Here is an 18525-nt window from a genome sequence, read left to right as displayed (position 1 = left end):
CCGGGGCACCCGCCCGCTCCGGCGACCGGACCTCCGGCACGGCCCGCGCCACGTCCCGGCCGCGTACGCCTAGAACAGCCACCGGGTCTGGCTGTAGGTGGTGCCGCGGGCGTACGCGAAGGCGGTGGTGGGCTCCACCTCGTACACCAGGGCCTCGTGGCCGTCGCCGACGAGGACCTGGTCGCCCACGTCGAAGTGCCATCCGGAGCCGTACTTGGTCTCGTACGCCGCGGCGATCCGGTGCAGCTGGTTCTCGCTGCGCACGCGGGCCGCCTTGCCCTCGAGCACCACGTCCAGGCCCTCGCCGAGCGCGTTGTTGCCGGTGGTGAGGACGACCCGGCCGTTGCGGGCGAGGTTCTTGGCCTTGCGCTCGTCGGCGCCGGTGCAGAAGTGCAGGGCGTCGTCCAGCCAGACCCCGATGAGCGGGGTGACGTGGGGGCGGCCGTCGGGACGGACGGTGGTCAGCCAGTAGATCTCGGCTCCGGCCAGGTGCCCGCGGGCGTCGTGCCAGGTGGTGGGGGCCGCGCCGGCGCTGCTGAAGCGGGCGTCGAGCCGGGGCTCGGGTTCCTTCTCTTCTGTCATGGGTTCACTGATACTCCATCAGCCCGCGCGCAGCGCGTACGCGCTGTCCACGGCTTCCGCCAGGTCGCGTACCGCCGGGTCCTCGGTGGTCGCCGCCAGGGCGTGCGCGCGGTCGCCGAGCCGGGCGAGGCCGGGGGCGCCGGGCAGCTGCTCGTCGCCGGTGTCGTAGGTGCGCAGCGCGTCGGCGAAGTAGGCGGCCACCGCGTCCACCCGGAGCCGCGGCGAGGTGCCGGAGTCCCACAGCCGGCCGGCCAGCCGGTCCGCCTCGACGGCGCCCGACGCCTCGTGCGGGGTGCGGTCGTGCGGGTCGAGCCAGCGCACGGTCGCGGTGGCGACGTGGCCGCGGGCGCCCGCCTTCAGGCGTACGGCGTAGAGCGCGGTGACGGTGTGGCCGGGGCCGACCTCGCCGCCGTCGACGCGGTCGTCGCGGAAGTCCTCGTCGGCGACGGCGCGGTCCTCGAAGCCGATCAGGCGGTAGCGCTCGACGGTGTTCGGGTCGAAGGAGACCTGGGCCTTGGCGTCGCGGGCGCGCAGGCCGATGTTGACGGGCAGCTGGTCCACGAACAGGGCGCGGGCCTCGGCCGGGGTGGAGACGTACGAGGTGTGGCCGTCGCCCCTGTCGACCAGCCGCTCCATCAGTTCGTCGCCGTACTCGCTGCCGACGCCGACCCCGAACAGGGCGACGCCGTGCTGTGAGCGGGCCCGGTCGATCCGTTCCAGCAGGGCGTCGGGGTCGGTCTGCCCGGTGTTGGCGAGGGCGTCGGAGAGCAGGACGACCCGGTTGGTGGCCCCGCGCCGGGCGCTCTCCAGGGCCACGTCGTAGCCGGTGCGCAGGCCCGCCTCCAGGTTGGTGGAGTCCTCCGGCGCGAGGCGGTCGACGACGGACAGGGCGCGCTGCCGGGCGCCTCCGGCGCCGAGCCGGGTCGCCGGCAGGGCGACCCGCGCGCGGTCGCTGAAGGTCACGACGGCGAGGGAGTCGTCGTCCCGCAGCTCGCCGACCGCGGCGCGGAGCGCCTTCTGGACGAGGTCCAGCCGGCCCGGATCGCCCATGGAGCCGGAGACGTCCACGACGAAGGTGAGCACGGCCGGCGGCCGGTTCCCCTCGTCGGCGGGGCGGGTGGCGAGGCCGACCCGCAGGAGGGACCAGCCCTCCTCGTCGCCGATGCGGGCGCCGTCGACGGTGACGGAGAAGCCGTCGCCCTCGGGGGCGGGGTAGTCCTGGCGGAAGCTGTTGACGAACTCCTCGTGGCGCACGTCCGCGGGGGAGGGCAGCGAACCCTCGTCGAGCCGCCGCTTGGCGTAGCCGTACGAGGCGGTGTCGACGTCCAGCGCGAAGGTCGACAGCTGTGACGCGTCGGGCGCCCGCTCCGGGCCCCGGTCCTCCTCCGTGCCCTGCCCGTTCCACTCGGAGCCGCCGTCCTTGGGGGCGCCGTCCGCGCCCCGTACCGGTCCGGGCCGCCGCGTGTCACCGGCGTGGCCCCGGTCGGTGTTCGCGCCGCAACCCGTCAGGACCGCTCCCGCCGCCACCGCCGTCAGCACCGCCGCCGTGATCCGCCGCATCACCGTCACCTGCTTCCCCCCGGGGGCGCCCCCTGCGCCTTCTGCGACTGTGACGCAGGAGGGGGCGGGCGGGTGGCATCGGGGCCGTTGCGGATGGATCTCAGTCGGGCAACGCCGCTTCGCCCGGGGCCGCTTGGCGGGCGCGGCCGGCGGGTGGGGAGTTGGCCCGCGGAGTGGGGTGGGCGTCAGGCGGGCCGGGTGTGGCGGGCGCGTGCGGCGTACAGCGCCGCCCCGGTGGCGAGGACGGCCGCGCCCGCGGCGACGGAGGTCCAGGGGAGGGCGAAGGCCAGGGCGAGGCAGCCGAGCAGGCCGAGGGCGGGGACGGCGCGCCGGGCGCCGGGGCCCAGGGTCCAGGCGGAGACGTTGGCGACGGCGTAGTAGGCGAGGACGCCGAAGGAGGAGAAGCCGATCGCCCCGCGCAGGTCGGCGGTGGCGGCGAGCACGGCGACGACCGCGCCGACGGCGAGTTCGGCGTGGTGCGGCACCCCGGACCGGGGGTGCACCGCGGCCAGGGTCCGCGGCAGGTGCCCGTCGCGGGCCATGGCCAGGGTGGTGCGGGAGACCCCGAGGATCAGCGCGAGCAGGGATCCGGTGGCGGCGACCGCCGCGCCCACCCGCATCAGCGGCGCGAGGCCGCCCGCGGCGTCGGCCAGGGGCGCCGCGGAACGGGCGAGCCCCTGCGGGCCCAGCACCACGAGGAGGGCGACGGCGACGGCGGCGTAGACGGCCAGGGTGATGCCGAGGGCGAGCGGGATGGCCCGGGGGATGGTGCGCGCCGGGTCCTTGACCTCCTCGCCGAGCGTGGCGATCCTGGCGTACCCGGCGAAGGCGAAGAACAGCAGGCCGGCCGCCTGCAGCACCCCGCCCGCGGTCGCGTCGGCCCCGATGTCCAGCCGGGCGGCGTCCGCGTCGCCGCCGGTGGTCGCGGCGACCACGAAGGCCGCGAGCACCGCGAGGACGACCGCGACGATGCCCCGGGTGAGCCAGGCCGCCTTCTGCACGCCCGCGTAGTTGACGGCGGTGAGCGCCACGACCGCGGCGACGCCGACCGCCCGTTGCTGCTCCGGCCAGGCGTACGCGCCGATCGTCAGCGCCATCGCCCCGCAGGAGGCGGTCTTGCCGACGACGAAGGACCAGCCCGCCAGGTAGCCCCAGAACGGCCCGAGCCGTTCGCGCCCGTAGACGTAGGTCCCGCCCGAGGCGGGGTGGAGCGCGGCGAGCCGGGCCGAGGACATGGCGTTGCAGTAGGCGACGACGGCGGCCGCCGCGAGCCCGAGCAGCAGCCCGGACCCTGCCGCGCGGGCGGCCGGGGCGAAGGCCGCGAAGACCCCGGCGCCGATCATCGAGCCGAGCCCGACGACGGTGGCGTCGAAGACGCCGAGCCGTCGTCGCAGTATCGCGTTCTCACCGGTCACGGCGGCAAAGCTATACCGTCCCACTGCTAGACACGGCGTCAACAAGCTGCCATCGTGGCCGCCGGGAACGGCGAACCGACGACCGACCGACGACGCGGTGACGCGAAGGCGAAGACGAAGGGCGGCGGACATGGCGCAGCGCTGGGTCACGGCCTCCGACGGGGTGCGGCTGGCGGTGTACGAGCAGGGGGACCCGGCCGGGACCACGGTGCTGTGTGTGCACGGCTTCCCCGACGACCACGGTGTGTGGGACGGCGTCGCAGGGCGCCTCGCCGCCCGCGGCTTCCACGTCGTGACGTACGACGTGCGCGGCTCGGGCGCCTCGGACGTCCCACGCCGCACCCGCGCCTACCGGTTGCCGCAGCTCGCCGCCGACACCACCGCCGTCGCCGACGCGGTCAGCCCGCGGGCCCCGGTCCACCTGTTGACCCACGACTGGGGGTCGGTGCAGAGCTGGCACACCGTCAGCACTCCGGAGCTCGCCCACCGCTACGCCTCGATCACCTCGATCTCCGGCCCCGACCTGGACCACACCGGCCGCTGGTACCGCGCCCAGCTGCGCCGGCCGACGCCCGCCCGCCTGCTGAAGCTCGCCAAGCAGTCGCTGGCCTCGCAGTACGTCGGCTTCTTCCACCTGGTGGGGGTCGCCGAACTCGCCTGCCGCAGCGGCCTCCTGGACGGAGTCGTCACGGCCCTGCGCCGCCTGGAGACCGGCGAGGGCCCCTCCGGCTACAGCCCGGGGCTCGCCGCCCGCAACCGTGCCGGGCTCAAGCTCTACCGCGCCAATGTGCTGCCCCGCATGTTCCGCCCCCGGGTCCGGCACGCCGCGCTCCCCGCGGTCGTGCTGGCCCCGTCCAAGGACGTGTTCGTCCTGCCGCCCTGGCAGACCGAGATCACCGACTGGGCGCCCGGGGCCGAGGTCCACCACGTGGACGGCGGCCACTGGCTGCCGTCCCACCGCCCGGACCTCGTCGCCGAGCACGCCGCCCGCCTGGTCGAACGTGCGGAGAAGGAGAGGACCGCGGCATGACCGCCGAGCCCGAGCACCTCGTCCTCAAGCCCCGCGACGTGCACTGGGACTGGGACGGCCTGCCCGTCCGCTACCTGGACGACGACGCGTTCCTCACCCACTTCGCCAACGTCCTCAACATCCTGCTCCCCGAGGGCGAGGACTGGTTCCTCACCGTCTTCCAGCAGACCGTGCCGATGATCGGGGACAACCGGCTGCGCGAGGACGTCATCGGCTTCATCGGCCAGGAGGCCATGCACTCCCGGGCCCACCAGTCGCTGCTGGGCCACTTCAACGACGCGGGTCTGGACACCGAGCGGTTCGTCGCCCAACTGCGCTGGTTCTTCCAGGAGATGCTCGGCGACCGCGGTCTGACCGGCAGGGCCGCGCACGGCTGGCTCGTCGAGCGGGTCGCGATCATCGCCGCCATTGAGCACGTGACGTCCTTCCTCGGCGACTGGATCCTGAACGCGCACGCGCTGGACGCCCTCGACAAGCACGAGAAGGCCGGGGCCGTCCTCGACCTCTACCGCTGGCACGGGGCGGAGGAGGTCGAGCACCGCGCCGTCGCGTACGACCTGTTCACCCATCTCGACGGCCGCTACCGGCACCGGGTGCGGGCGCACCTGGTCGCCTTCCCCGTGCTGCTCTACTGGTGGGTGCGCGGGCTGCGCTGCCTCATGGCCGAGGACCCGGTGGGCGCCGGGAAGCCGCGCTGGCGCGACTGGTACCGCGGTGCCCGGCGGGGGCTGCTGCCGCCGCCGCACGCGGTCGTCCGGCTCTTCTTCTCCTACCTGCGGCCCGGCTACCACCCGTCGCAGTACGGGTCCACCACGCAGGCCGTCGCCTACCTCGCGTCCTCGCCCGCCGCGCGCGCGGCGCTCCACTAGGGGGTCCCCGCACGTGTCCCTGCCCGACCCGAGCACCCTGCCCCCGCCTCCGGCATGGGCGACCCCGCCGCCCCGCCGGGCCGGCGGCTCCCGCCCGGAGCCGCTGCTGGCGCTGCTCGCCCGGATCACCCCGCTGCTGGTGCGCGGCAGCGGGCGGCGGCCGGTGCGCGAACCGGCCGCCGTGGACCGCTCGCTGGCCCTGCGCGTCGCCGAGGTCACCGCGGCGGCCGAGGGCGTCGTGGGGCTGCGGCTGGTGCGGGCGGACGGCGGCACCGCCGCGCTGCCCGCCTGGCACCCCGGTGCCCACCTCGACCTCGACCTGCCGTCCGGGCGGCGCCGCCAGTACAGCCTGTGCGGCGACCCGGCCGAACGGGACGCCTATCGGGTGGCGGTGCGGCTCGTCCCGGACGGGGAGGGCGGGTCCCGCGAGATGCACGCCCTCGCCCCGGGCGCGGTCCTGCGCACCCTCGGCCCGCGCAACGCCTTCCCCCTGGCCCTGACCGGCTCCGGGTCGCTGCTCTTCCTCGCGGGCGGCATCGGGATCACGCCGATCCTGCCGATGGTGCGCGCCGCGGCCGCTGCCGGGGCGGACTGGCGCCTGGTGTACGCGGGGCGCAGCCGGGCGACGCTGCCGTTCCTGGCGGAGCTGGCCGAGTTCGCGGGGCACGAGCCGTGGCGGGTGCGGGTCCGCACCGACGAGGAGGCCGGTGGTCCCCCGACGGGGGCGGAACTGCTGGCGGGCGCGGACGCGGGTACGGCGGTCTACTTCTGCGGTCCGCCCGCGCTGATCCCGGCGTTGCGCCCGGCCCCGGTGCTGCACGTGGAGCGCTTCTCGCCGCCGCCGGTCACGGACGGCACCGCCTTCGAGATGCAGCTCGGCCGGGACGGGGAGGTGCTCCCCGTCCCGGCCGACCGCACCGCGCTCTCCGTCCTGACGGGGGCGCGGCCCGCGACGTCGTACTCCTGCCGCCAGGGCTTCTGCGGCACGTGCCGGGTCCGGGTCCTGGCGGGCGCGGACGCGGTCCGCCACGGCGGCAGTGCGACCGCCCGCCGTACGGACGACGCGATGCTCGTCTGCGTCTCGCGAGGAGCCGCCGGCTCCCGTCTCGTCCTGGACGTCTGAACCCGGCCCGGGGCCTACACGGACAGCGGGTCGAGCGGCATCGGGACGGGGTGGCCCTCCATCATCGCGCCCAGCCCGCGCACCGCGCAGACGTCGGGCCGGTCCGCGATCGTGACCGGCATCCCGGTGGCCTGACGGAGCATCATGTCCAGGCCGGGAAGCAGCGCGCTGCCGCCCGCGAGCATGATGCCGCGGTCGGTGAGGTCGGCGACCAGGTCCGGCGGGCACCGCCTGAGCGTCTGGCCGATCCCGTCGACCAGCGTCGCCATGGGCATCCGGATCGCCTGCCGCACCGCCTCGGTGTCGACGCGGACCGTACGGGCGATGCCGCTGGCGACGTCGCGCCCCTGGACCTCGGCGCTGGGCGCGGTGGGGCCGGGCGCCGAGAGGATCTCGTGCAGGGGCCGTACCGACTGGCTGGGCAGCACCAGTTCGTGGGTGTTGCGCAGGTGCTGGACGACGGCGTGGTCGATCGCCTCGCCGCCCACCGCGATGGTCTCCGCCGCGACGATCGCGCCCATCGACATGACCGCGATCTGCGTGGTGCTCGCCCCGGCCAGCATGATCATCGTCGCCTCGGGCTGCTCGACCGGCAGTCCGCACCCGATGGCGGCCGCGATGACGGAGTCGACGAGTTCGACCCGCCGCGAACCGAGGCCGTACATCGTCTCGACGGCGGCCCGCTGGGCCAGCGGCCCGCTGCCGTTGGGGGTGCAGACGGCCGCCCGGAGCATCGGCTTGCGCCGCCAGGCCTTGCGGAGCTGACCGCCCAGCAGGTGACGGAGCATGCGCTGGGCCATCTCGATGTCGACGACCATGCCGGCCTGGATGGGGCGGACCACGCGGATGTGCTCGGGCGTGCGCCCTGTCATCTTCTCGGCGAGCGAGCCGACCGCGATGAGGGCACCGCTGTGCGCGTTGACGGCGGCCACGCTGGGCTCGTCCACGACGAGTCCCTGGTGCTTGAGGTAGACACGGGTGCGCGACGCCCCGAGGTCGACGGCAACGGAGCAACGACGCAGATGCGCCAGACTGACGGTCACGGCAGATCCTCCCCGAGGGGCCGGTTCCCGGGCCCGCCCCTGCGGCGGCCCGTCTGATCATCGTGCGGGCGCAAGTCGAGGTGCGCCTGTTGTGGTACTCCGAGCGGTTGATCCGCCTATCGCATGATCCGTGCCGCGAGGACCGCGATGTCGTCGTCGGCCGGCTCCACGACCAGCAGGGACAGCACCCGGTCGACGAGTCCGCCCAGATCACCGTCGGAGTGCAGGCGCAACCCGGCGAGGCGGTCGAGCGAGGCGTCGATGTCCTCCCCGCGCCGCTCCACCAGACCGTCCGTGTACAGCAGCAGGACGTCGCCGGCCCGGCAGGAGGCCGCGACGGGCTCGTAGCCTCCGTGGCCGGTGCCCAGCGGCGGCCCGACCGGCACGTCGACGATGTCGACCGTGCCGTCCGGCCGGATGACGGCGGGCGGCAGGTGACCGGCGCTGGAGAAGGTGCACGTGTTGCGCACCGGGTCGACGAGGGCCAGCAGGCAGCTCGCCGGACGGCCCGACTCGGTCTCCGAGATGAGGGTGTCCAGCCGGCGCAGAATGCGGTGCGGCGGCAGGTCGGCCGCGGCCACGAAGCGCAGCATCGAGCGGTACTGGCTCATGTCGACCGAGGCCTCCACCCCGTGCCCCATGACGTCGCCCATGGCCAGCAGGGTGCGCCCGTAGGACAGCCGTACGGCGTCGTACCAGTCGCCGCCCACCAGCGCGGTGCTGCCGGCCGGCTGGTAGCGGAACGCGGCCTCCACCGAGGGGTGCGGGGAGCCCGGCTCCGACATCAGGGCACGCTGCAACTCCAGGGCGATGCCGTGCTCGTGGGTGTAGCGGCGGGCGTTGTCGAGGTAGATCGCGGCCCGCCGGACGATGTCCTGGACGGTCTCGGTGTCCCGCTCGGTGAACCCCGGGGACTCGCCGCAGCGGACCAGGGTCACCGTGCCGATGGGTTCGCCGCGCGCCGCGAGCGGCACGACGAGCGCCGAGTGGATGCCCACCGAGCGGAAGGCGGCCATCCGCTCGCGGGCCGACCCGCCGTGGCCCAGGGCGTCGTCCTCGAAGAGGCTCTGCACCACCGGGCTGCCCGACTGCAGGCAGCGCGGGATGGTCGTGCCCGACGGGTACTCCACGTACTCCCCGGGCTCGCCGAAGATCTTGACCTGCTCGCGCAGGTTCGGCAGCGCGGCCATCGCCGCCCGGCGCAGCCGCAGCAGACCGCGGTTGTAGGGGGTGGAGCGCTCGGTGGGGAAGACCTCGACGGTGGCGATGTCGGCGAGCAGCGGCACGAGGAACCCGGCGAGCTCGGCGCAGGTCTCGTCCATCTCCAGGGTGGTGCCGATGAAGGTGGCGGCGCGGTCCAGGATCGCCAGCCGCTCCCGGGCCCGTTCCAGCTCCTGCTGGTGCTGGCGCGACGCGCTGACCTCCAGCATGATCCCGACGAGGCCGAGCACCGTGCCGTCCGCCGCGTCCAGCCGGTGGTACGCGCCCTGCCAGTAGCGCCGGCCCGTCCCGGACTCGGCGTGCGTGCGGCCGCTGGAGGGCACCTCGCGCGACTTGCCGTCGGACAGGACCTGGCGCAGCGCCTCCTCGCCCGCGTCGTCCAGGTCCGGCAGCACCTCGGTGATCCGGCGACCGAGGTGCGCCTCGGCGGGCAGGCCGTTCATCCGGGCCAGGGCGGGGTTGACGTAGACGTAGCGCAGTTGCGGGTCGTAGATGCCCACGCCCGCGGGGGTGCCGTCCAGCACCTGCCGCAGGACCCCGTCGTCCGGCGGTGACCAGCCGCCGGGCTCACCGTCACCGCTCACCCGGTCACCCTCCTGTCCGCCGAGTGCGCCCGTTCCCATGATCGGGCGGTCCCCCGCCGGGCGCACGCCCGGATGCGGTCACCCCGCCGGGTGGCCGCCGGGCGGCGGGGCGTGTCGTCCGGGCCCCGCGGTGACCGGCCCGAAAGGATCGGGCGATGCGATGGAGGACGGCGGCCGTGGCCCTCTGCCTGCTGCTGACCGCCTCGCCGGCGGTGGCCGGCGAGCACCCCGGGCCGCGCCCGGGCCCCCCGGCCCGGGTGGAGCGGCTGTACGCGCAGGCGGCCCGTGCGGTGCAGGCGTACGAGGACGCGGAGCGGGCGGTCCGCCGCAAGCGGGCCGACCTGCGCCTGCTGCACCGGGCAGCGGCGGTGGAACGGCGGCGGCTGGACGTGCTGCGGGACCGGATCGGGGCGATGGCGCGCAGCGAGTACCGCAACGGGGGGCTGGGACCCTCGGCGCGGCTGTTGCTGTCCGGGCGGCCCGACCGGCTGCTGGAGGGCGCGACGCTGGCCCGGCAGGGCGACCACGCGCAGGCGGCGCTGCTGGCCGAGCGGATGCTGGCCGAGCGCCGGCTGGCGGCGGACACCGAGGCCGTCCACCGGACGCTGGCGGTGCTGGCCCGCGAGGCCCGTCGCAAGGACGCGCTCCGCCGGCGCATCGAGGCGCGGCTGCTGCGCGCCCGGGCCGGGCTGTCCGCCCGGGACCTGGCGCTCATGGCCCACGAGGGACTCTCGGCGGACTGCCCGCGCGACCTCCCCCGGACCCCGCCCCGGTCGTCCGCCGCCGCCCACCGGGCGGGCGCCCCGCACTGGGTGCGCCCGGTGGCGCACTACACGCTCACCGCCGGCTACGACGCCTCCGGGGCGCACTGGGCGCACCGCCACACCGGCCAGGACTTCGCGGTGCCGCCGGGCACCCCGGTCCGCGCGGTGGGCGACGGCACGGTGGTGGTGGCCGCGTGCGGTGACGGCTTCGGCAACCAGGTCGTGGTCCGGCACGACGACGGCTACTGCACGCACTACGCCCATCTGTCCGTGCTGGAGGTCGTCCCCGGACAGCGGGTCCGCGCCGGCGAACGGATCGGCCGGTCCGGCAACTCCGGCAACTCCACCGGTCCGCACCTGCACTTCGAGGTCCGTGTCACGCCGCAGATGGGTTCGTCGGTCGCCCCGCTGCCCTGGCTGGCCCGGCACGGCGTGCGGATCGGCGGCTGACGGCCGCCGACCGGCACGGGAGCCCCGCCCCCCACAACTCCCTCACAGGTTCGCTATTGTTCGGCCTCCGGCGCTGACCGTTTCGGCGCCGCTTTCTGACCTGTGGGGGGTCCTGCATGCGCATACCGCGCGCACATCGGGCTGCCGTCCTCCGAAGTGCATCCGTTCTCCTTCTCACCACCGGCCTCGCGGCTGGACCGCTGACCGTCTGGCCGGCCTTCGCCGACGACGTGACGGTCAGCGGTCTGACCACCGGCGACGACGGCACCCTGGCCGTGGGCCTGGCCGACGGCCAGGCGCTGTGGGTCAAGGTGAGCGTCCGGGCCTCCGCGGCCGCGGACGCGCCCGTACTGGCCTCGACCGACGACCTGTCCTTCTCGTGGCAGCGCGGCTGGTACACCGACCGGCCCGTCGGCCTGCCCGCGGGCACGGCGTTCGGCGACTACCCGGTGGACGTCGACTACCGCCTGCCCGGCGGCACCGTCCAGCACTGGAGCGGCGCCGCACACGGCGGGGCGGGGCTCTTCGGCTACCGGCTGCACACCGGGGTCGGCACGCTCGCCTACGACCGCGACCACACCGACTTCGACCACCAGTCGGCGGTGCTCACCGGCGCCGTCACGACCTTTGACCCCGCGACGGGCACGACCGGCCCGGCCGCGCCCGGCACTCCGGTGCGGGTCAACTGGACCGCCCGCGTCGGGGTCGACACCAAGCACGGCTCGGCGACGGCGACGTCCGGAGCCGACGGCACCTTCTCGGTCGGCGTGACGCCCGGCGGCGCGCTCACCGCGGGCACCGCCGTCGTCAGCGGCGGGGCCGACACCGACCCGGTGGCCCCGGCCGCCCTCCCGGAGCTGCCGGCCAAGGCGGTGCAGTACCGGATCAGCGCCGATCCGTCGGCCAAGCGGGTCCACCAGGGCAAGACCTTCACCATGCGGGGCACCGTCCAGCGGCTGACCGACGAGGGCTGGAAGCCGTTTGCCGGCGCGCCCCTGGTCACCACCCCGCAGCCCCCGGACGTGTACCGGTACACCACGCCCGGCCTGATGGGCACGGGCACCGCGGACGCCTCGGGGAACTTCTCGCTCGCGGCGACGGCGACGAGGACGACGTACCACTACACCTACGTCAAGCCGTCGGAGTACGTGTCCGGCTTCGCCTACGCCGAGCACCTGGTCAACGTGCCCACGGCCGGCTCCTACTCGGGCGTCACGATGTCGCTGGACGCCTACAAGAAGGTCACGGCCAAGGGCAAGCTGGCGGGTTCCTGCTGGAACGCGCAGGTCTCCCTGCAGTACTCCAAGAACGGCAGCACCGGCTGGAAGACCCTCAAGTCGGGCTCCGCGGGGGACTCCTCCGGCGGCAAGTGCTCCTTCTCGGTGAGCGCCTACGGCTACACGGACGGCTACTACCGCCTGTACCACGCCGAGTCGGACGGGATGCTCGCGGTGGCCTCGGCCAAGAAGCGCCTGCACCGCACGGTGACCCGGATCGTCTCCTTCGACATGACGCCCAACAGCCCGCGCGTGGGCGGTGCGCTGAAGGCCCGCGGCACGCTGCAGTACCAGTCGGGCGGCAAGTGGAAGGCGTACAAGGGCGGGAAGGTCGTCATCGTCTTCCGGCCCAAGGGCGAGAGCACCTGGTACTGGACCGTGAAGGGGAGGACCGACTCCTCGGGCCGTTTCAGCCTCAACACCAAGGCCTACGGCGACGGCACGTGGGGCGCCTACCTGGAGGCCGACTCCACGCACTTCTACAGCGAGTCGAAGACGGAGTACGTCAATGCCCGTTGAGTCCCGGCGCGCCCTCGCGCTGATCGCCTCGGTGGCCGCGCTCTCCGGCGGTCTCGCCGTCACCCCCGCCCTCGCCGACGACGCGGGCCCGGTCGGCATCGGTGTGGCCCGTACGGCCGACGCCGAGCGCGGCTCCTTCACGGTGCCGGTGTGGACGGACGTCCCCGGCGCCGCGGTCACCTCGGTCACGGCGACGGTGCGCGACGGCGACGCGGTCGTCGTGGACGCGCTGTCGCTCGCCGGCTCCGGGGAGCGGTGGTCGGTGCCGTCCGGCGCCCCGCTGAAGCTGACCGAGGACGGCGGCGCCATGCCGCACCTGGGCCGGTACACCATCGACGTCACCGCCACCGACGACCAGGGCCACACCGTCACCCGCACGGGCGCCGGCACCCTGGACTTCACCCTCCGGCCGGTCCTCACCGGCACCGTCCTGACGCGGACGGTGCTGGACAAGGACCACCGCACGACGGCCGTCACCGGCACGCTCCTCGGCGTCCAGCCGGGCAGCGGCGACCAGGTGCCCGTCGAGGGCGCCACGGTCGACGTGACCCGCACCTACTACTCCGTCGACGGGCGGCCCGACAGCACCGGGCAGGCCGTGACCGGGGCGGACGGGTCCTTCACCTCCCAGGAGTTCCCGGTCGTCACGTGGTCCGGGCTGAGGGCGGCGCTCTCCGTGGACGACGGGCGGGTGCACGGGTCCGTCACCGCGGAGGCCGGGAGCCCGGAGATCCGGCAGACCGACGTGATCGTCACCGCCACGGCCGACCGCACCCGCGCGGTGCCCGGCCAGGCGGTGACGATCAGCGGCCACGTCAAGGACACCACGGGCGCGCCGGTCGCCGGGGTGCCGGTGGCGCTGGCGCTCAGCGGCACGGGTCAGGTCACGGTCACCACCGACGCCTCGGGCGCCTTCACCGGCAAGGTGATCGCGGCTCCCGCCACGTACGGGTCCTGGTCGGCCGGCGAGGCGGACCCCTACCTGTCCGCCTCCGTCTCCGCCGGCGGCTCGATCGTCCTCCCGGCGGACTCTGTCTTCACCGAGGCGAGCGCCAAGATCGCCGCGGACACCAAGGTCACCCTGTCCGCCCGGCTGTACGCCGCGTACGACCGGGTGACGTCCGTCTACCAGCCCCAGGTCGTCCACCTGGAGTACTCCAAGGACGGCAAGACCGGCTGGCAGGACCTCGGCACCGCGCACGCCGACAACAACGGCAGCGTGGTGACGATCACCAAGTGGGGCCACCTCGACGGCTACTACCGACTGCACCACTACGTCTCCGACCAGCTCGCCGAGAGCACCACCAAGCCGGTCCGGCTGACCCGCACCAACACCCGGATGTACTCGATCAAGGCGTCCGCGACGAAGGTGAAGAAGGGCGCCACCGTCACCTTCACCGGCACGTTGAAGGAGTACGTCTCCGGTTCCTGGCGGCCGTACAAGGGCCGGCACGTCGAGCTGTTCTTCCAGAAGAAGGGCTCGACGAAGTGGACGTACGTCGCGTCGGGCACCACGAGCTCGACGGGCAAGGCCACCGTGAAGGGCAAGCCGTCCTCCGACGGCAAGTGGCTGATCCAGTACTTCGGTGACTCCAAGCACTTCGACAGCGACGGCACCGCCGTCTACGTCGACGTGCGCTGACGCACGCGGCACCACCCGCACGAGGGCGGGGGCCGGCCGGGCGACCGGTCAGCCCCCGCCCTCGCCCTTGCCCGCCTCGGAGCGCAGGGACCGCCTCAGCCGGTGCGCCGCGCGGCGGTCCTCGTCGGAGGCGTCCGTGACGTCCAGGAAGATCTGGTCCAGTTCGGGGAACTCCCCGGCCAGGGTGCGCTTGATGCGGACCGCGGCCTCCTCCACGGTCTCGCTGTCGATGCCCTCGGTCAGGTCCAGCCGGGCGGCCAGCAGCACCGAGTCGACCCCGAGGCGCATCGTCAGCAGCGCGGTGACCGTGTCGATCTCCGGCTGCAGGGTCAGCAGTTCGTGCGCCCGGTGCCGCAGCCGGGGGTCGGCGGCCTCGCCGATGAGGGTGTCCCGGCAGTCCTTGCCGAGCCGGTAGGCGACGTATATCAGCAGGGCGGCGATCGCCAGGGACGCGTACGCCTCCCAGGTGCGGTCGCCGGTGGTCCAGTGCAGCACCACGCCGGCGAGCGCCAGCAGCACGCCGAGCACCGCGGCGCTGTCCTCGCCGAGCACGGTGCGCAGGGTGGGGTCGTCACCCTCGCGCAGTTCGGTGCGGAAGGGGCGGCCGTGCTCGCGGGCCCCGCCGCGCACCTGCAGCAGCGCCCTGAGCAGCGAGGATCCCTCGGCGAGCAGGGAGACGACCAGGACGGCCACGGCGGTCAGGAAGGCCTGCGTGGTGTGCGGCTCGCGCTCGTGGAACGCGGACACGCCCTGGTAGAAGGAGAAGCAGCCGCCCATCACGAAGATCCCCACGGCGGCGAGCAGCGACCAGAACCAGCGCTCCTTCCCGTAGCCGAAGGGGTGCCGCGCGTCGGGCCTGCGCCGGCTGCGGCGCAGCGCGGCCAGCAGGAAGACCTCGTTGAGGGTGTCGGCCACCGAGTGCGCGGCCTCCGACAGCAGCGCAGGCGAGGTGGTGAGCAGCCCGCCGACCGCCTTCGCCACGGCGATCACCAGGTTCGCGGCGAGGGCGATGAAGACGGTGCCCTTGGTCTGTTCGTCCTTCCCCATGGGGAGCGTGTGCCCCGCCACGCGGCGCTCAGTGGTGGAAGGCGGTGGGTGCCTCGCCGGGCGGGTGGAGCGGGCGCTCCTGTTCGCGCAGTTGGGGGAGGTAGCGCTTGAGGTCGGCGAGGAAGAGGTCGGCGAGGTCCTCGGAGAAGCCGTTGCGGACCACGATGCGCAGCACCGCCAGGTCCTCGCGGTCGGCCGGATAGGTGTAGGCGGGCACCAGCCAGCCGCGCTCGCGCATCCGCCGGGAGACGTCGAAGACGTCGTAGGCGGTGACGTGGTCGGCGGTGGTGAAGGCGAAGACCGGCAACTGGTCGCCTCGGGTGATCAGCCGGAAGTCCCCGCACTCCTCGATCCGCGAGGCGAGGTAGACGGCCACGTCGCGGGCGGTCTGCTGGACGGTGCGGAAGCCGTCCCGGCCCAGGCGCAGGAAGGTGTAGTACTGGGCGACCACCTGCGCGCCCGGCCGGGAGAAGTTCAGGGCGAAGGTCGGCATGTCGCCGCCGAGGTAGTTGACCCGGAAGACCAGCTCCTCGGGCAGGGCGTCGCTGTCCCGCCACAGCGCCCAGCCGACGCCGGGGTAGACCAGCCCGTACTTGTGGCCGGAGGTGTTGATCGAGGCCACCCGGGGCAGCCGGAAGTCCCAGACCAGGTCCTCGTCGAGGAAGGGCGCGATCATGCCCCCGGAGGCGCCGTCGACGTGGACGGGGACGTCCAGCCCGGTCCGCTCCTGGAAGGCGTCGAGCGCGGCGCAGATCTGGGCCACGGGCTCGTAGGAGCCGTCGAAGGTCGAGCCGAGGACGGCCACCACCCCGATGGTGTTCTCGTCGCACATCGCGACGGCGGCGTCCGCGTCCAGGTGCAGCCGGTCGCCCTCCATCGGCATCAGGCGCGGCTCGACCTCCCAGAAGTTGCAGAACTTCTCCCAGCAGACCTGCACGTTGGCTCCCATGACCAGGTTCGGGCGGCCGGTGCCCGGGTGGCGGTCGCCGCCGCGCCTGGTCAGGCGGCGTGCGAGGGACGCGCGGGCGCCGTCGCCGGTACGCCTCATCCAGCGGCGTTTGAGGGCCATCCCGGCGAGCATGCAGGCCTCGGAGGAGCCGGTGGTGGAGCAGCCGACGGCGCTCTCCGGATCGGGGGCGTGCCACAGGTCGGCGAGCATCGACACGCAGCGCCGCTCCAGTTCGGCGGTGCGCGGGTACTCGTCCTTGTCGATCATGTTCTTGTCGAGGCACTCGCCCATCAGCACCCCGGCCTCGGGCTCCATCCACGTGGTGACGAAGGTGGCGAGGTTGAGCCGGGCGTTGCCGTCGAGCATCAGCTCGTCGTGGACGAGCTGGTACGCCGTGCCGGGCGCCATCGGGCCGTCGGGCAGCCGGTGCTTGGGCGGCGCAGCACGCATCCCGGCGACCGGGTCGGCCCCGGCGTAGAAGGGGTTCACGGCGAGCTTCGGCAGGCCCTCGGCACCTTTGTGCAGCGACATACCGTCACGATACGTGTGAAAACGGTCACCGGCAGGTCGGCGGCGACCGGCGACCGGTCCCGGCCGGGGGCCGGTCAGCCCGCCGAGGACATCGACAGCTTCGCCGCGAAGCCCAGGAAGAGCGCCGCGGCGCCCGAGGTCAGTCCCGCCGCCAGGCGCCTGCGACGGCGGAACTGGGCGGCCAGGTAGGTGCCGCCGAAGATCAGCAGCGTCAGGTAGCAGAAGCTGAAGACCTGCGCGATGGCGCCCAGCGCGAGGAAGGACAGCGCGGGGTGGGCGTAGCCGGGGTCCACGAACTGCACGAAGAAGGAGATGAAAAACAGGATCGCCTTGGGGTTGAGCAGGCTGATCACCAGCGCCCGCCGGAACGGCCGCTCGGCGTCCGCCACCTCCTCGGCCGCGGTCGTCACCGGCACCGGCTCGGTGCCCCGGGAGCGCCACATGCCCCAGGCGGCCCGCGCCATGCCGACGGCGATCCACGCCAGGTAGCCGGCGCCCGCGTACTTCACGATGCCGAACAGCACGGCGTTGGCCTGGAGCAGCCCGGCCACGCCCGCCGCCGACGCGGTCATCAGCACGGTGTCGCCGAGGAAGACGCCCAGGGCCGCGCGGTACGCCGTCCGGACGCCGCGGCGCGCCGCGACGGACAGGGTGTACAGCGAGTTCGGCCCCGGCAGCAGCACGATCAGTACGGTGCCCAGCACGTACGTCGACAGGTCGGTGATTCCCAGCATGCGCACCAATATGGCACTTGCACCTCACGTGGCGTGAGGCCGGAGAGTGTGGTCATGAACACGAGCACGGGCTACCCGGTCGGGCAGGTGGCGGGTTTCGCCGGCGTGACCGTCCGCACGCTGCACCACTACGACGAGATCGGACTGCTCTCACCCAGCGCCCGCAGCCACGCGGGCCACCGGCGCTACAGCGACGCCGACCTCGACCGGCTGCAGCAGATCCTCTTCTACCGGGAGCTCGGCTTCCCCCTGGACCAGGTGGCGGTCCTCCTCGACGACCCTGCCGCGGACCCGCGGGAGCACCTGCGGCGCCAGCACGAGCTGCTGACCGCGCGGATCGGGAAGCTGACGGAGATGGCCGACGCCGTCCAACGAGCCATGGAGGCACGCACGATGGGCATCAACCTCACGCCCGAGGAGAAGTTCGAGGTCTTCGGGGACTACGACCCCGACCGGCACGCCGAGGAGACCCGGGAGCGCTGGGGCGACACCGAGGCGTACGAGCAGTCGCAGCGCCGCGCCGCCTCCTACACCAAGGAGGACTGGCTGCGGATCAAGGCCGAACAGGAGGACTGGGGCGCCCGGCTGGTCGCGCTGCGCGGGTCCGGCGCCCCGGCGGACGGCGAGGCGGCGATGGACCTGGCCGAGGAGCACCGGCAGTTCATCGTGGACCACTACTACGACTGCACGTACGAGATCCACACCGGTCTCGCCGAGATGTACCTGGCGGACCCGCGCTTCAACGCCTTCTACGAGGCGATCGCGCCGGGCACCGCGCAGTACGTCCACGACGCGATCGTCGCCAACGCTAGGCGGGCGCGGGGCTGATCACCGCCGCCGTGCCGTAGGCGCACACCTCGGTGCCGGCGTCGGCGGCCTCGCCGACGTCGAAGCGCATCGCCAGCACCGCGTTGGCGCCGCGCGACTGCGCCTGTTCCACCAGCCGCTCCATCGCCTCGGTGCGGGTCTGGGCCAGGGTCCTGGTGAGTCCCTTCAGCTCGCCGCCGATCAGGGACTTCAGGCCCGCGCCGATCTGGCTGCCCAGGTGGCGGGAGCGGACGGTGAGGCCGAACACCTCACCGATCACCCGTTCCACCCGGTAGCCCGGCACGTCGTTCGTGGTGACCACCAGGACGGCGGACCGGGGCGACTGTCCGCCGCCGTACTCGTCGATACCCATACGGG

At 74.0% G+C, this 18525-nt stretch carries 16 protein-coding genes; 7 read left to right on the top strand and 9 right to left on the bottom strand.

Annotation, left to right across the window (positions count from 1 at the left end; translation table 11 throughout):
- Positions 1-69: 69 nt before the first annotated feature.
- The 3 genes from ABZ312_RS02675 to ABZ312_RS02665 all read right to left on the bottom strand — a co-directional run bounded on the left by ABZ312_RS02675 (position 70) and on the right by ABZ312_RS02665 (position 3557).
- Entirely contained in the window at positions 70-582 is a 513-nt protein-coding gene (locus tag ABZ312_RS02675) for a pyridoxamine 5'-phosphate oxidase family protein (protein ID WP_500322695.1), read from the bottom strand.
- A gap of 18 nt (positions 583-600) precedes the next feature.
- Complete coding sequence (locus ABZ312_RS02670; protein ID WP_500360470.1) at positions 601-2142, bottom strand: vWA domain-containing protein; 1542 nt, start codon at positions 2140-2142, stop codon at positions 601-603.
- A gap of 185 nt (positions 2143-2327) precedes the next feature.
- Entirely contained in the window at positions 2328-3557 is a 1230-nt protein-coding gene (locus tag ABZ312_RS02665; RefSeq protein WP_500322698.1) for an APC family permease, read from the bottom strand.
- 130 nt (positions 3558-3687) lie between these two features.
- On the opposite strand from ABZ312_RS02665, the gene ABZ312_RS02660 reads away from it, so the two are divergent.
- From ABZ312_RS02660 to ABZ312_RS02650, 3 genes are read left to right on the top strand one after another with little or no spacing between them, the layout of a single operon-like run.
- Positions 3688-4587 (top strand): alpha/beta fold hydrolase, encoded by a 900-nt coding sequence (locus tag ABZ312_RS02660; protein ID WP_500436248.1) that lies wholly within the window; start codon positions 3688-3690, stop codon positions 4585-4587.
- The gene (locus ABZ312_RS02655) at positions 4584-5456 is read left to right on the top strand and encodes a metal-dependent hydrolase (RefSeq protein WP_500436246.1); all 873 of its coding nucleotides are present in this window, start codon (positions 4584-4586) and stop codon (positions 5454-5456) included. The genes ABZ312_RS02660 and ABZ312_RS02655 overlap by 4 nt, the downstream gene beginning before the upstream one ends.
- Positions 5457-5469: 13 nt before the next feature.
- On the top strand, positions 5470-6579 hold the full coding sequence (locus tag ABZ312_RS02650; RefSeq protein ID WP_500322701.1) for a PDR/VanB family oxidoreductase: 1110 nt from the start codon (positions 5470-5472) through the stop codon (positions 6577-6579).
- Between the two features lie 14 nt (positions 6580-6593).
- Here ABZ312_RS02650 and ABZ312_RS02645 read toward each other — a convergent pair whose 3' ends face one another.
- Both ABZ312_RS02645 and ABZ312_RS02640 read right to left on the bottom strand, forming a co-directional pair.
- Positions 6594-7622, bottom strand: coding sequence for a rod shape-determining protein (locus tag ABZ312_RS02645; protein ID WP_499512538.1), 1029 nt, complete (start codon positions 7620-7622; stop codon positions 6594-6596).
- A gap of 116 nt (positions 7623-7738) precedes the next feature.
- Positions 7739-9427 (bottom strand): SpoIIE family protein phosphatase, encoded by a 1689-nt coding sequence (locus ABZ312_RS02640; protein ID WP_500322702.1) that lies wholly within the window; start codon positions 9425-9427, stop codon positions 7739-7741.
- 155 nt (positions 9428-9582) lie between these two features.
- Here ABZ312_RS02640 and ABZ312_RS02635 point away from each other — a divergent pair, with 155 nt between their 5' ends.
- From ABZ312_RS02635 to ABZ312_RS02625, 3 genes are all read left to right on the top strand, one after another.
- Entirely contained in the window at positions 9583-10641 is a 1059-nt protein-coding gene (locus ABZ312_RS02635; RefSeq protein WP_500322703.1) for a M23 family metallopeptidase, read from the top strand.
- 230 nt (positions 10642-10871) lie between these two features.
- Complete coding sequence (locus ABZ312_RS02630; protein ID WP_500436244.1) at positions 10872-12437, top strand: hypothetical protein; 1566 nt, start codon at positions 10872-10874, stop codon at positions 12435-12437.
- On the top strand, positions 12427-14079 hold the full coding sequence (locus ABZ312_RS02625) for a carboxypeptidase-like regulatory domain-containing protein (RefSeq protein WP_500322705.1): 1653 nt from the start codon (positions 12427-12429) through the stop codon (positions 14077-14079). The genes ABZ312_RS02630 and ABZ312_RS02625 overlap by 11 nt, the downstream gene beginning before the upstream one ends.
- A gap of 48 nt (positions 14080-14127) precedes the next feature.
- Here ABZ312_RS02625 and ABZ312_RS02620 read toward each other — a convergent pair whose 3' ends face one another.
- The 3 genes from ABZ312_RS02620 to leuE form a co-directional block, all read right to left on the bottom strand.
- Complete coding sequence (locus tag ABZ312_RS02620; RefSeq protein ID WP_500436242.1) at positions 14128-15126, bottom strand: cation diffusion facilitator family transporter; 999 nt, start codon at positions 15124-15126, stop codon at positions 14128-14130.
- Between the two features lie 28 nt (positions 15127-15154).
- Positions 15155-16606: a glutamate decarboxylase gene (gad, locus tag ABZ312_RS02615; protein WP_500436240.1), complete on the bottom strand. Its 1452-nt coding sequence runs from the start codon at positions 16604-16606 to the stop codon at positions 15155-15157.
- A gap of 74 nt (positions 16607-16680) precedes the next feature.
- Positions 16681-17340 (bottom strand): leucine efflux protein LeuE, encoded by a 660-nt coding sequence (gene leuE, locus ABZ312_RS02610; protein WP_500322708.1) that lies wholly within the window; start codon positions 17338-17340, stop codon positions 16681-16683.
- Between the two features lie 54 nt (positions 17341-17394).
- Here leuE and ABZ312_RS02605 point away from each other — a divergent pair, with 54 nt between their 5' ends.
- Complete coding sequence (locus tag ABZ312_RS02605; RefSeq protein WP_500322710.1) at positions 17395-18168, top strand: MerR family transcriptional regulator; 774 nt, start codon at positions 17395-17397, stop codon at positions 18166-18168.
- Here the strand turns inward: ABZ312_RS02605 and ABZ312_RS02600 are convergent.
- A complete protein-coding gene (locus ABZ312_RS02600) occupies positions 18149-18520 on the bottom strand; it encodes a YbjQ family protein (protein WP_500322711.1) in 372 nt (123 codons plus the stop codon). The two genes, ABZ312_RS02605 and ABZ312_RS02600, sit on opposite strands and share 20 nt — an antisense overlap.
- Positions 18521-18525 lie beyond the last annotated feature (5 nt).

The sequence above is a fragment of the Streptomyces sp. NPDC006207 genome (genome assembly GCF_040613835.1).
Lineage (GTDB): Bacteria > Actinomycetota > Actinomycetes > Streptomycetales > Streptomycetaceae > Actinacidiphila.
This window is presented reverse-complemented; position numbering and strand designations above follow the sequence as displayed.

What these genes read in the sequence shown, in the direction of transcription:
- ABZ312_RS02675 (WP_500322695.1), bottom strand. Translation starts at nt 582, where the DNA reads ATGACAGAAGAGAAGGAACCCGAGCCCCGGCTCGACGCCCGCTTCAGC.
- ABZ312_RS02670 (WP_500360470.1), bottom strand. Translation starts at nt 2,142, where the DNA reads ATGCGGCGGATCACGGCGGCGGTGCTGACGGCGGTGGCGGCGGGAGCG.
- ABZ312_RS02660 (WP_500436248.1), top strand. Translation starts at nt 3,688, where the DNA reads ATGGCGCAGCGCTGGGTCACGGCCTCCGACGGGGTGCGGCTGGCGGTG.
- ABZ312_RS02655 (WP_500436246.1), top strand. Translation starts at nt 4,584, where the DNA reads ATGACCGCCGAGCCCGAGCACCTCGTCCTCAAGCCCCGCGACGTGCAC.
- ABZ312_RS02635 (WP_500322703.1), top strand. Translation starts at nt 9,583, where the DNA reads ATGCGATGGAGGACGGCGGCCGTGGCCCTCTGCCTGCTGCTGACCGCC.
- ABZ312_RS02625 (WP_500322705.1), top strand. Translation starts at nt 12,427, where the DNA reads ATGCCCGTTGAGTCCCGGCGCGCCCTCGCGCTGATCGCCTCGGTGGCC.
- ABZ312_RS02620 (WP_500436242.1), bottom strand. Translation starts at nt 15,126, where the DNA reads ATGGGGAAGGACGAACAGACCAAGGGCACCGTCTTCATCGCCCTCGCC.
- gad (WP_500436240.1), bottom strand. Translation starts at nt 16,606, where the DNA reads ATGTCGCTGCACAAAGGTGCCGAGGGCCTGCCGAAGCTCGCCGTGAAC.
- leuE (WP_500322708.1), bottom strand. Translation starts at nt 17,340, where the DNA reads ATGCTGGGAATCACCGACCTGTCGACGTACGTGCTGGGCACCGTACTG.
- ABZ312_RS02605 (WP_500322710.1), top strand. Translation starts at nt 17,395, where the DNA reads ATGAACACGAGCACGGGCTACCCGGTCGGGCAGGTGGCGGGTTTCGCC.
- ABZ312_RS02600 (WP_500322711.1), bottom strand. Translation starts at nt 18,520, where the DNA reads ATGGGTATCGACGAGTACGGCGGCGGACAGTCGCCCCGGTCCGCCGTC.